Source organism: Streptomyces sp. NPDC048419 (genome assembly GCF_043200415.1).
Taxonomy (GTDB): domain Bacteria; phylum Actinomycetota; class Actinomycetes; order Streptomycetales; family Streptomycetaceae; genus Streptomyces.
Genome location: NZ_JBICXT010000041.1, coordinates 1 through 12,554, shown reverse-complemented (window position 1 = coordinate 12,554; position 12,554 = coordinate 1). Strand labels below are relative to the sequence as shown.

General features: G+C 64.5%; 7 protein-coding genes and 5 pseudogenes. 7 read left to right on the top strand and 5 right to left on the bottom strand.

From position 1 onward, the window contains the following. Positions 1–441: 441 nt before the first annotated feature. Complete coding sequence (locus ACGFYN_RS43505) at positions 442–744, top strand: hypothetical protein (RefSeq protein WP_393871540.1); 303 nt, start codon at positions 442–444, stop codon at positions 742–744. A 1,189-nt stretch (positions 745–1,933) separates the two neighbouring features. Here ACGFYN_RS43505 and ACGFYN_RS43500 read toward each other — a convergent pair. Next, positions 1,934–2,155: a hypothetical protein gene (locus ACGFYN_RS43500; protein WP_393871539.1), complete on the bottom strand. Its 222-nt coding sequence runs from the start codon at positions 2,153–2,155 to the stop codon at positions 1,934–1,936. Between the two features lie 118 nt (positions 2,156–2,273). Here ACGFYN_RS43500 and ACGFYN_RS43495 point away from each other — a divergent pair, with 118 nt between their 5' ends. Genes ACGFYN_RS43495 through ACGFYN_RS43485 form a run of 3 tightly spaced genes read left to right on the top strand, consistent with a single transcriptional unit; the run spans position 2,274 to position 4,249 of the window. Continuing rightward, positions 2,274–2,822, top strand: a complete 549-nt coding sequence (locus ACGFYN_RS43495) for a hypothetical protein (protein ID WP_393871563.1) — start codon at positions 2,274–2,276, stop codon at positions 2,820–2,822. Beyond that, positions 2,732–3,034 (top strand): transposase, encoded by a 303-nt coding sequence (locus ACGFYN_RS43490; RefSeq protein WP_393871561.1) that lies wholly within the window; start codon positions 2,732–2,734, stop codon positions 3,032–3,034. Before ACGFYN_RS43495 ends, ACGFYN_RS43490 begins: the two co-directional genes overlap by 91 nt. Before the next feature lie 30 nt (positions 3,035–3,064). After that, complete coding sequence (locus ACGFYN_RS43485) at positions 3,065–4,249, top strand: IS701 family transposase (RefSeq protein ID WP_393871560.1); 1,185 nt, start codon at positions 3,065–3,067, stop codon at positions 4,247–4,249. Between the two features lie 174 nt (positions 4,250–4,423). On the opposite strand, the pseudogene ACGFYN_RS43480 reads toward ACGFYN_RS43485, so the two are convergent. Beyond that, positions 4,424–4,970: pseudogene (locus ACGFYN_RS43480) on the bottom strand (IS5 family transposase); the annotation flags it as partial. A gap of 88 nt (positions 4,971–5,058) precedes the next feature. On the opposite strand from ACGFYN_RS43480, the pseudogene ACGFYN_RS43475 reads away from it, so the two are divergent. Both ACGFYN_RS43475 and ACGFYN_RS43470 read left to right on the top strand, forming a co-directional pair. Beyond that, positions 5,059–5,445: pseudogene (locus tag ACGFYN_RS43475) on the top strand (transposase); the annotation flags it as partial. Beyond that, positions 5,336–6,655 carry a transposase gene (locus ACGFYN_RS43470; RefSeq protein ID WP_393871559.1) on the top strand — a complete coding sequence of 440 codons (1,320 nt, stop codon included), beginning with the start codon at positions 5,336–5,338 and terminating at the stop codon, positions 6,653–6,655. The pseudogene ACGFYN_RS43475 and the gene ACGFYN_RS43470, both read left to right, overlap by 110 nt. On the opposite strand, the pseudogene ACGFYN_RS43465 reads toward ACGFYN_RS43470, so the two are convergent. Continuing rightward, positions 6,601–7,004: pseudogene (locus tag ACGFYN_RS43465) on the bottom strand (transposase family protein); the annotation flags it as partial. The gene ACGFYN_RS43470 and the pseudogene ACGFYN_RS43465 overlap by 55 nt on opposite strands. Before the next feature lie 402 nt (positions 7,005–7,406). On the opposite strand from ACGFYN_RS43465, the pseudogene ACGFYN_RS43460 reads away from it, so the two are divergent. After that, positions 7,407–8,667, top strand: a pseudogene (locus tag ACGFYN_RS43460) (IS110 family transposase). A 5-nt stretch (positions 8,668–8,672) separates the two neighbouring features. Here ACGFYN_RS43460 and ACGFYN_RS43455 read toward each other — a convergent pair. Together ACGFYN_RS43455 and ACGFYN_RS43450 are read right to left on the bottom strand one after the other, a co-directional pair. Then, positions 8,673–9,028, bottom strand: a pseudogene (locus tag ACGFYN_RS43455) (transposase family protein); the annotation flags it as partial. A gap of 2,179 nt (positions 9,029–11,207) precedes the next feature. Further along, positions 11,208–12,341 carry an LCP family protein gene (locus ACGFYN_RS43450; protein WP_393871538.1) on the bottom strand — a complete coding sequence of 378 codons (1,134 nt, stop codon included), beginning with the start codon at positions 12,339–12,341 and terminating at the stop codon, positions 11,208–11,210. Between the last annotated feature and the right edge of the window lie 213 nt (positions 12,342–12,554).

Here is a 12,554-nt window from a genome sequence, read left to right as displayed (position 1 = left end):
GCATCCCTTCGGAGGTGGTGCTGAGGCAAGCCCTCGCGTGGGATTCCCGAGGCGCTGTGACGGCCAGGCATGCCAGCCGCCCATAGTGATTGTTGGCTGGTATGCGATGTGGTGCGGTGTGCAACTGGTGTGCTGCGGAAAGCGGGCTCCCGTGTCGAAGGAACTATCTACGCGGCAGGTGGCTGGTGCGGCGGCACGCCCTTCGGGGCTGTCGGACTCTGTGGCGGCTTCTTGAGGACTCCCGGAGACGCGCGCGGCTCCATGCTCCGAGTGGACGTGGGAAATGGTTAGCGAACCATGGATTGCGATTCTCCGTCTCCGGGATAAAACGTTGCCCCCTGTGTTGTCCAGTAATAGGCATGTAGTCGCACGTTACCCTCTCGATCTCTCCACCGTTAGGTACTCAAGGTGGTGACCAGTTCCCACAGGGAGAAGAGAACCGTGACCTTCGTACGATATAGTCGTGAGGACAAGATTCAACATGTGCTTCAATGGGCGGCTGGATGGAAGGGTAATTCAAGAGGCGAGAGCATGTGGTCCTACTCGCTCATGCTAGGAGGCTCACATGCTCTGCTGAACGGATGGCTGAAAGACCCCGCAATAGTGGCCGCCCTCACACGGGAAGAGAAGAATCTCGTGGAAGAGGCGCGCGAAAAATCAAGCCGAGCGAAAGGTCGCAAGAAGTCCCGCCTGGAGTCTTTTTCAGGTGTAGATCATGAGGGTCAGGATTGCTGCGGCGAGTGACGTGAGCTTGTTCGTCACTGGTGCGAGGGTGCCGGAAGATTCGGTTGCGTCCAGGGGAATGGTGTACGGGTTCGACCTTGGCGAGGGCAGGGGAGCTTCCGTCCCCTCTGCCATCGCCAAGGCAGAGCCGAGCAGCCACGGCCCAGGGCGTCAAGGTCGTTCGTACAGTGGCGTGCTCCACCTTGACGCCCTGAACCACGCCTGCTCCTCGGTGTGTAGGCCGACGGTAGACGGAAATAGGAAGCTGAGGGAGGGTGGTGAGTTGCGGGTGAAGGGCGTCAGTCTCGTCGAGGAGCCCCTCAGACACGGCGTATCACTCGTGTGCTCCACGACGTTGCCTAGGCAGAGTCAATAGACTGATCACTGCGGTTGCTACGCCTAGCGCTGTCAACAAGGTCACCAGGGAAAACTCGCTGGCCTGGCTAGCGCCGTCGCCGGCAACCACTCCACCACTTGGCGTCCGGGTAGGTTCCAAGGGGCTCACCGACGGTGAAGCTGGATTCGTGTATTGCCAGTGCGGTCGTCCTGACTCGATATTGCATGTGATCGACCGGCCGGAAACATCGGTGGTGGTCTTGCCGAGGTCACTCTGGCGACAGAACTCGCCTGCGCTATAACAATTGCCCTCGTCAGAGAGGATGCTGCACGTCGCATCTTCCGCTACCCCCAGAACTCCGGGCTCGGCACCCGCTGGCGGAGCAAGTGGCTGGATGCGTCGAGTAGCAGCCGGGGGAGCGGCCAGTGTGGCGGCGGTAGCAGTTCCCCCACAGGCTACAAGCGCGAGGGCCGCAAGGAATCTAGCGATGCATACGGCCAAGCGGCGACGGTTCATATCTCGGAATCTAGGATGAATGAGATCAATCGGCAGCCCAGACTGAGCTGTTTGCGTTCGATCGCCCCGGGACAAGTCCCGATGGCCGGCGGTTTCTGACAACGAATAAGGCCTCCAAGACCCGCGACGTCTCCTCCGAACTGGCCTATATGACCAAAGCGTTGAAGGCGCCCGCGTTGCGAGATGCGGCCGCCCGGCTGGCCGAGCGGGTTCGCGGTGAGGGCTGGAGCCATGAGGAGTATCTGGCGACCTGCCTGCAAGCGCGAAGGCGCCAGCGACAGCCACAGCGCCGAGGGACGCGCCCGCGCAGCCCGTTTCCCCCTCCCGCGAGTCGCTGAAGGACGTCGACTTCGACCATCAGCGATCCATCCAGCGCGAGGTCATCGCCCACCCGGGGTCACAGTCAGGCCGCTCGGTGATCTTTCTCAGGCCGATGCCGACCCTCAGGGGGAGGGCACGTTGTCCATGCTCGTTGGCCAGATCGACCACATCATCGGTGTCGACACCCACCGGGACTATCACACCCTCGCCGTCGTCGACCCCAACGGCGGTGCACACGCCACCGACGCCTTCGGACATCGGCGCATGCTGGGCTTCGCCCGCACCCAGGCCCCCGGCCGCCGGGTCTGGGCCATCGAGGGCACCGGCAGTTTCGGCGCCGGGCTGACCTGCCACCTGCTGGAGACACAGCGAGTGGGTGGTCGAGATCGACCGGCCCAAGCGCCCGGCACGCCGCAACGGTGCCCAAACCGACGAGCTGGACGCGGTCCGTGCCGACCGGGACCATCTGGCCCAGCCCCGCCGTGGCGGCGATTGCGAAGCCATGCGAGTATTGCTGACCCCCCGTCAAGGCACCATGGTCGCGCGCACGAAAGCGATCTGTCAGCTCAAGGCCCTCCTCGGCGCAGCGCCGGAACAGTTGTGCCAGCATTTCCGCGGCATGACCACCGACCGACAACTGGAACGCTGCGTACGCCTTCGCACCGTGCCAAGCCACAGCGCCGAACACCGAGCCACCGTCCGGGCCTTGCGCATCAGCGCCCGCCAGGCCCTGTTCCTCGAGACCCAAGCGACAGACCTCGAGACCGAGCTGGAAGAACTGGTGCTGGACGCGGCGCCGGCGCTGTTGGACCAGCCCGGCGTGGGCATCTTCTCCTGGTCCCACCCCAGGCGATTGCGCTTGCGTCCCTGGCTGGGACAGCCCCGATACCCGCCAGCTCCGGTCAGATCACCCGGCACTGCCTGAACCGCTCCGGAGACGGCCAGCTGAACCGGGCGCTCCATACCATCCGTGCTGTCCCGACTACAGCACGACGCCCCCACCAGGGCTTATGTGGCCGCCGCACAGCTGAGGGCAAACCCGACCGCGAGATCAAACGGGGCCTGAAACCAGCCGTCGCACGTTTCGTCTGCTCGAGTCCACCGCACCGCCTAGTACTGCAACGGTGCTTGCCGTGACTGCTGGCCAGGTTGGTCGTTGGTCTGGATATGGGTGGGGACCTTGCTGAAGTCAGGTTGTGGGCGGGTGAACTGACCGCTCTGCACGAGCGGTTCGTGCACAGGTTCAACCGGGAGGAGCCGCGTCAGTCGGCGCTGGCTTATATGCGGGGGCTGGTTGCGCCGCTGGAGCGGAAGAACGGCTGGACGCTGGCCGAGGAGGCCGGTCATGACGGACCGGACCGTATCCAGCGGATGCTGAACCGGATCGAGTGGGAGGCCGACGAGGTCCTCGACGACGTGCGCGAGTATGTGGTGGAACACCTCGGGGACCGGGACGCCGTCCTGATCGTCGATGACACCGGTTTCCTGAAGAAGGGCGTCCGGTCGGCCGGGGTGCAACGGCAATACTCCGGGACCGCGGGACGCACCGAGAACTGCCAGATCGGCGTGTTCCTCGCCTACGCCACCGGCCGTGGACGCACTCTGATCGACCGTCGGCTGTATCTGCCCACCTCCTGGACGGACGACCGGGACCGCTGCCGCCGGGCCGGCATCGACGACAGCGTCGCCTTCGAGACGAAGGTGGCCATGGCCAAGACGATGGTCCGCAATGCCATCGCCGACCAGGTCCCGTTCGGCTGGGTGACCGCGGACGCCGCCTACGGCTTCAGCAAGGGCTGGCGCTACGAGCTGGAGCAGGCGGACGTCTTCCACGTCATGGCCACCACCCGGCACGACACCGTCGTCACCCGCTGGGCACTCGACCACCCGGTCCACGACCTGTTCCCCGGTCTGCCGCGGCAGAAGTGGAAACGCCGTTCCTGCGGACAGGGAGCTCATGGCCGGCGGATCTTCGACTGGGCCCGCGTCGAGGTGCGGCCCTGGCACCGCGAGGACCGCCGGCACTGGGTTCTCGCCCGCCGCAACGTCAGCAGGCCCGAGGAGATCTCCTACTACATCGCCTACTGCCCCGCCGACACGACGCTGGACGAGCTGATCCGCATCGCCGGAAGCAGGTGGGCGGTCGAGGAGTGCTTCCAGACCGCAAAGCAGGAATGCGGCCTGGACGACTACCAGGTCCGCCGCTATCCCGGCTGGCACCGCCACATGACCCTCGCCATGGCCGCCCATGCCTGCCTGACCGTCCTGCGGGCCCGACAGCTGGACACGGACAAAGCAGAAACGGATCCTCCCAGCTCATCCACCTCAGCCTCGCCGAAATCCGACGCCTGATCCACCGCCTCACCGACCGCCGACCGGCACCGATCGAGCACATTCTGCACTGGTCAACCTGGCGCCGAAGTCGCCAGTATCAGGCCCGCCTGAGTCACTACAAACGACGCGGACACAGCCCCTGAAAACTGCCCAGCACTCAGAACAACCACCGTTGCAGTATTAGACCTCATTTCATTTGGTGAGTCGGCGGTAGCAGATGAGGTTGCAGGCGATGCTGGTGAAAGCCAGGAAGTGCTCGGGTTTGCGTTCGTAGCGACGGTGGAGTCGACGGCATGCGGCGAGCCAGGACATCGTGCGCTCTACGGTCCAGCGGTGCAGGCCCAGGCGGGTCGAGGACTCGATGCCCTTGCGGGCAATGCGGTGCCGGATGCCGCGCCTGCGTAACCATCGCCGCAGGTAGTCGTAGTCGTATCCTTTGTCGGCGTGGAGCTTTGCCGGCCTGCGCCGCCGGCGTCCCCGCCGAGAGCGGATCGGCGGTATGCCCTTCACCAGCGGGATCAGCGCCTGGCTGTCGTGGAGGTTCGCCCCCGAGATTCCGACGGACAGGGGCAGACCGGTCCGCTCGGTGACCAGGTGGATCTTAGACCCGTATTTGCCCCGGTCGACAGGATTCGGACCTGTCAGATCCCCTTTTCAGTGTCCGCATGTTCACCGAGTCGATCGCGCAGCGCGACCAGTCCAACTCGCCGCGGGAGCCGAGCTCGTCGAGCACTAGCTTGATCTTTAACGTCTGGCGTCGAATGGTGTGTCGAACTTGATCACCTGGTCCGGTAACTGCCGTACACGGGGGCGGCCTTCGGCTGAACATGTGCTCCGACCAAGGAACACACACGTCCAGCACGAAGGCCGTGAGGATGAGTCTGCTGCATCACTACGCCGGGCGAGAGCCGTTGGAGCAACTGTCATGCTGCCGGGGCGAGTATTACGCCTGCCTGACCGCTCGTTCGGACGCGTTGTTCGAGCTGGCTGATGCTGTTCTGTGCGGCGACGGACCGGTGAGATCGCTGGCCGAACTGTCGCTGGTGGGTGAACACCGCCGCGGCCATGGAGGACTCTACGCGGCGGTGGCCCGTGGACGCGTCGATGCCGGCCGGCTGCGGCGGGCACTGGTCGAAGTGCCGCTGCCTCGCGCTGCCGATGGCCGGCTCGTCCTTGCTGTCGATGTCACCTGCTGGCTGCGGCCCCGACGCTCACACCTCACCGGAACGGATCCTGTGTCACACCTATGGCCGGGGCAAGGACCACCACATCCCCGTCCCCGGCTGGCCCTATTCGATCATCTGCGCACTCGAGCCCGGCCGCAGCTCATGGACCGCACCGCTGGACGCACTGCGCCTGACACCCGGCGACGACACGGCCACCATCACCGCCCGGCAACTGCGCGATCTGATTCAGCGGCTCATCGCCGCGGGACAGTGGCAGGCGGGCGACCTGGACATCCTCATCGTCGCGGACGCCGGATACGACACACCCCGCCTTGGCTTCCTCCTCAAAGATCTACCGGTGCAGGTGCTGGCCAGGATGCGATCCGACCGTGTCCTGCGCAGAGCTGTCCCGCCCCGGCTCCCACACACCCAGGGCCGGCCACCCCGGCACGGCAGCGAGTTCGTCTTCGGGCAGCCTGACAGCTGGGGCACCCCGGACACCGAAACGGTCACCGACACACGTCTCTACGGAACCGCCAAGGCCCGCTCCTGGAACCGGCTGCACCCCAAACTGACCCACCGCTCTTCCTGGGCAGCCGACGACGGCACTCTCCCGATCGTCGAAGGGACAGTAATCCGCCTGGACATCGGTCACCTGCCCAGCGGAGCGACACCGAAGCCGGTCTGGCTGTGGTGGTCAGGCACCGATGCCACCGCGGCGGACGCCGACCGTCTCTGGCAGGCATACCTGCGGCGCTTCGATATCGAGCACACCTTCCGTCTGTTCACACAGACCCGCGGCTGGACCTCCCCGAAGATCCGCACCCCGAGGCAGCCGACCGATGGACGTGGCTCATCCTCGCCACCTACACCCAACTGCGGCTCGCCCGACCGCTGGCAACCGACTTGCGTCGGCCCTGGGAGAGACCAACGCCGCCGCACAGGCTCACCCCCGCCCGAGTCCGCCGCGCCTTTCGGCACATCCGTCCCAAGGTCAGCTGCCCGGCACAGGCACCGAAACCCTCCCGCCCCGGCCCCGGGCGGCCTCCAGGCAGAAAGAACACCCGACCCACACCCCGCCACGACGTGCACACACCCCGCAAAACACCGACGGCGAAGCAGCGAACGAAGAAGTCAACCACCCCACGACCACGCCGCACAGGTTAAAGATCAAGCTAGAGGTTGTCCCGTATGGGGGTTGAGTTATCCGCTGAGGGCCACGTTGTGCAGGCGTGCAATGCCGAGCATGGCCAGGTGAACGCCGTTCCCCTTGAGCCGTTACTGTAGTCCCGCAGGGCCTTCCAGTTCTTCAGACGGGACAGGGCGTGCTCGACACGCGCTCGGGAGCGACGGTGGACCGCGTTCTCGGCTTCCTGCTGCAGACTCAGACGCTCGTGGCCTCGCCGTTTGCGGTGCGGGATGAGCAGTCCAGTGCCCTAGTAGCCGCCGTCGGCGATGGTGGGAACACCGCGGCATGCCCGGTCCACTCCGGACTCGCTGAAGGCCCGGCAGTCGTTACGGCTGCCGGGCAGCGGGTTACCGATCGCCACGACCAGGCGGCTGTTGGCGTCGATGACCACCTGGAGGTTCGTCGAGTAGCGATAGTTCTAATAGGTCATCGGTGGCCTCGGGCACGTGAGTGCAAGGGGTGCCATGCGAGGTGGAAGTCTGCTGCCATTCCGGGACTGGATCCCCGTGGTCAGACTGGCTCCGCCTCGCACCTCGCCCTGCCTGGCGGAGGCCTTCGGTAGTTCCGGGGCCTTGATCTCTCGTGCAAGACCGGTCCCGTCCGGCAGGAACTTGGATATCACCGGCTTTCATGTCCTCAGCCCGCCGACAGGGGCCACCTCTCAGCAGTTCGCGAGCCCGTGAGCTCACCAGCAGACCGAGGTCCCTGTCGGTCGCTGGAGACACGAACGGCTCATGAGATGGCGTGCCTGGAGCACTTCTATTAGAGCGCCGCGTGCTCCGCGTGGGACTGACCTGCAGATTCGTACGGAGGTACAGGGTTGAACAAGATCTTCTGCGGCATTGACTGGGCGGAGGGGCACCACGACATAGCCTTGGTCGACCAGGACGGAACCCAGGTGGCCAAGCTACGGATCAGCGATGACAGCGCCGGCTTCCACGCGCTCATAGAGCTTCTGACCCGGCACGGTGACACTGCAGAGGATCCGATTCCTGTCGCCATCGAGACGCCGCGCGGGCTCCTCGTCGCCAGCTTGCGGGCCACTGGCCGTCAGATCTACGCGATCAACCCACTTGCCGCAGCCCGCTATGGCGATCGCGGCAGCGTCTCCCGAGCCAAGTCCGACGCGGCGGACGCCCGGGTTCTGGCCAACATCCTGCGGACCGATCGGCACGCCCACCGTCCCTTGCCCGACGACAGCGAGGCCGGGCAGACCGTCGCCGTTCTGGCCCGCGCACACCAGGACGCGATCTGGGACCGGCAGCAGATGATCAACCGGCTCCGGTCACACTTGCGCGAGTACTATCCGGCCGCCCTCACGGCCTTTCACGGCACTGGCAAACCCGGACTCGACTCACCACGCCCGCGTGATCCTGACCGCCGCCCCCACGCCGGCCGACGCCGCCAGGCTGACCCGCAGTCAGCTGCGCGCGCTGCTCAAGCGCGGCGAGCGTCCACGCTGTGGAGTCGAAGCCGAGGTCGAGCGGCTTCGGACAGTCTTCCGCGCTGACTACCTGCGGCAACTGCCGCAGGTCGAACAGGCCCTGGGGCACCAGGCATTGGCGCTCATCCGACAGGTCGACGCCGCCTGCCTCAGCGTCACTCAGCTCGCGGTGGCGACGGAGGAAGCATTCCTCGCACACTCGGATGCCGACATCATCACGAGCTTCCCGGGGCTGTCTGTGCTGTCCGGGGCACGTGTCCTCGCCGAGATCGGGGATGACCGCGAACGCTTCGCAGATGCCAGAGCCATGAAGGCATACGCCGGAGCGGCCCCTGTGACGCGAGCCTCCGGTCGAAGCCACGTGGTCGTGGCCCGGACCGTCAAGGACCAGCGGCTGGCCTCAGCCGGGCACATGTGGGCCTTCGCAGCCCTCCGAACGCAGGCTCCACGAGCCCACTATGACCCAGGGCGAGCTGGCGGAGAACGCCATACCGCAGCTCTCAGGAACTTGTTCAACAAACTGCTCGGCTGCCTCTACCACTGTCTGCAGCACCGTACGGTGTTAGACCCCGATCGTGCCTTCGCACCGCCTTGGACCTTGCTGCCTGAGCACCTCCTTGACCAACCAACGACATGAGATGTCTTGCTCGAGGCTGCGATGCTCCGGTCCCGAGTAGGCACCAAGGTGCCGTCGACGATGTACACGGTGTCTTCCCGCTTGCGGCGGGCCGGCGAGATCGCCAGCAGCGGCGCGAGGTGGTCCAGAATCCGGTCCGCGGCTGACTTCGAGATCCCGAACAGCGGCGCCATCTGCCGCAACGTCAAGTTCGTGCGCCAGTACGTGGCCACCAACAACACCCGGTCCTCCAGCGACAACCGCCATGGACGTCACCACCACGTCGCCGCACCAGTGCGACGAGCCGGTCGAACTCTGCCGGCTTCAACCCGACGAACGGCTCGATCCACTTCGGATCATCAGCTGAAATCACCCCACCCATGAACCGGACAACGCTTCAACTGCCACACCGGTTACGGGACAACCTCTAGTTTGAGGCGAATCCGTAATCGTGACAAGCTTGGGTGAGCCGAAATCACAGATCACCCGACGGCAAGTACGCATGTGAAATGCATTCCTCTGAGTTGCAAAGTCTGCCCAATTGGTCACTTGCCCGCGATCTGCCACCAGCACTGTGCAACTGCGCCCAAAGTTTCAACGGGAAATTGTATAGACTACTTCAATGGTGAAGGCCTTATATATGAACTTTCGACCTGGTCCATGCTCCGGATCGAAAACACAAACGCGTTCTCGAAGGTTTGAGGTTTGATAGCCATGGATGACTCTCCAGTGAGTGCCATCCGCGGCCATGATCAGACTTCCGGAATCGATGGCGGCGCATACCTGTGTGAAAGTGGGGCGGCCGCTTGATGTGACGTTCACCGCGAGGCCGGTGAAGTCGGGAGAGCCATTATTCGTAGTAAGATCATGGTATGCGTTGCGAATCCATTCCTGATCCGAGGCCTGCATCCGAGAATGCACTACGATGATGGGAACGCGGGGGGCACCGGCGGCCCCACTCCGCTGGGGTGATGCTGCAGCATACGCCGCTCGGTATCCCTCGTCGCCTATTACCCAATCTAGGTCGTCGGCGCCGTTAGACATCGCAAACAGATGGGCGCGCTCATGCATGGTTGTAGTACTGCCCAGAGACCTTGCCGCAGTTGCGGTGGCCGCCGCGTAGCAAAGGAGCCCTTCTTGCTTCACGCCAGCCGCTGGACGCCACCCTACGCTATCTACCTGCGCGTTCCAGACTTCTTCTACAGTGGCTGTGGCCTGTGGACTGTTCACGGTGAACGGGGTGCCTGACAGGTCAAGTTTGCATATTGGGCATAGCAGGCCATCTTCTAGGCACGCTGCATGGAAATGTTCGCCGTCAATGCATCGCTTAATATTGGCAGTAAAGTCCACCAACTCCTCGAGACATGCTTTGCATGTAATTGCCTCACTCCTCGAATCCTTCCTGCTGCGAGAAGAAGGGCGGGTAGGCGTTTGATTTGTCTTTTCTTCCGTGATGGTGTCCAGCGGTTGCCGCAGTTCTGCTGTGCGCTCCTGGAGAGCACCTAGGAGCTCACGCAGGCCTCTTGGCGCCGGCCCGTTTTCACTGCGAAACCTCGCCACTACGCTGCGAAGATCTTCCATGGTGGGGGAAGTGCCGCGGCCGCGGGTGCGGCCGCGCCCGCGCCCACGGATGGATCCCATTGGTGGTGAGAGCGTTGTGCCGGACCTGGTGGCGCTGCTGGTGCTCCCGCTGGTTGGTTCGGTGGGGGCCGTGGGTGGGACGAGCACGGGGTCCTGTGATGTGGTGGCTTCGGTGCCCGGGGGTGGTTCCGGTGAAGTCGACATGCTCTCTGTTCACTCCCGACTAGATAGAGGTGTCCGTATGGGTGCATGCCCGTGGGAACGATTTATTCGGGACACGTTTTTTAGCACCTATCTCATGGTTCCCCAGGTGTAAACGCCCGTCAAGATCGGCTAAGGCTAGGGATTCGGCATCATTAGGCAGGGGATTTCTCCCCATGCGTCTCCCCTTCGGGCCACCGAATGGTGTTGGCAGGAGGCTGGGCGATAGGGCCGGTCTGGCCTGCCCGCGACGCGACGGCCCCGGCCTCGGCGGCCACGAGGTTGAGCGAAGCTCGCATCCGGCCCCGTTCCCGCACCCGCCGACGCCAGCGTGCGGCCTGGCCGGGGCGATTGCACTGGGCCAGCTCGCCGGGCCGATAGACCGTGCGGGAGACCGGGTCGATGGAGACATAGGACGGCCGCAGTCAGTTGGTCCGGGTTCGTGTCCCGCATCGAAGTGAGGTGCTGCTTCAGCTCCCCCGTCCACACACGGTTGAGGGTGTTCAGTCAGGCGTTCACGCTCGACCACACGCTGGCCGAACTAAGCTCTCCAGCGGATCGAAGCCTCTCGCAGGCGCGGCCGCTGACAGCGACTGGCTGGGCAGATCGACTTGATCATCGTCCGCACTCACCAGCGTGCCGCCGGAACCGGCGGAAAAGGGAGATCAACAGGTCGGATGAACCGGCTGCCGGGAGGGCGGTCTTCAGGCGCGCACCGCACGGAAAGCCACCCACCACAAGGCAGGACGCAGTCTCCCTCGTTTACGTGGGAGATCAGTTCAAGAGCCTGTCAACACGCCGTTCGCATCGCCCTTCGCGGTGTCCTCGGTGGCCGTTTTCGGGATCGGCTTGTCGTTCTTCAGGGCCGTCCACACCTGCTCGGCCTTCGCCTTGGCCACGATCAACCGGTTCGGGTCCGCCGGGGCGTACTGGACTGGCATCGTGACCATGGTCATGTTCCTGGAGCTGATGCCCTTCAGCCCGTTCGCGAACGACATGAGCCTATTGACCGAGCCCAAGTCGGAGTCGGTCGTCACGGTCTTGGTGGCGGTGTTGGCCAGGTCGTACAACCGCTTGGGGTTGCCGAACAGGTTGATGTTCTTGAACTGCTTGGTCAGGGCTTTGATGAAGGCCTGCTGGAGCTGGATGCGGCCGAGGTCGGAGCCGTCGCCGACGCCGTGCCGGGTGCGGACCAGGCCGAGGGCCTGCTTGCCGTTAAGACGATGGGTGCCGGCCTTCAGCTTCAGATGGCTCCTGGGGTCTTCGATGTTCTTGGTCGTGGTGACCTTGACGCCGCCGAGCTCGTCGATGAGTTTTTGGAAGCCGGAGAAGTCGACCTCCAGGTAGTGGTCTATGCGGACGCCTGTCATGGACTCCGCCGTCTTCACGGAGCAGGCCGCGCCACCGGTGGTGTACGCCAAGTTGAACATCACGCCGGACGCGGGCGGGTACGTGTGTCCCTTGGTGTCTGTGCATCGGGGCCGTTCGATGAGCGTGTCGCGCGGGACCGAAACCACGCTTGCCTCCTTGCGGCCCTCGTAGACGTGCAGGATCATCGCGGTGTCCGAGCGGGCGCTGCCATTGTCGGGGCCGCCGCCGAGCTTCTTGTTGCCGCCGGAGCGGGAGTCCGAGCCGAGGACGAGGATGTTCTCCGAGCCGTTGTCGATCTTCTGCGGCCGGTGAGTGCCGAGGGCCTGGTTGATGTCGACGCTCTTGATGTTGCCGTTGAGCGTGAAGTACAGGTATCCGGTGCCGGTGCCGCCCAGGACCACGATCCCGGCGGATATCCAGGCCACGATCAGCAGGCCCTTCCGCTTCCCGCACGGCTTGCGGCGACGGCCTTGGCGTGGTTGCACGAGCTCCGAGCTGGACCCGCCCGGCATGTCGGGCTCCGGCGTGCTCTTGGCGGACACTGTGCTCCTCGGTTCTTGTCCGGCCGGTTATCCTCTGCTTTCAGAGTCAGTCATGGCTCTTAAGGCTCTTACCGCACCATCCTCACCCCGCTAAGCGCTGTCCCGTAACTGGTGGCGACAGTGATCCTGTAGCGCCGACCGGCGTCAGCCGAAGAGGAGATCGACGTCCTTCTCGGTGCAGAGCTGCAGGACGACGACCAGCTGACGGATGTC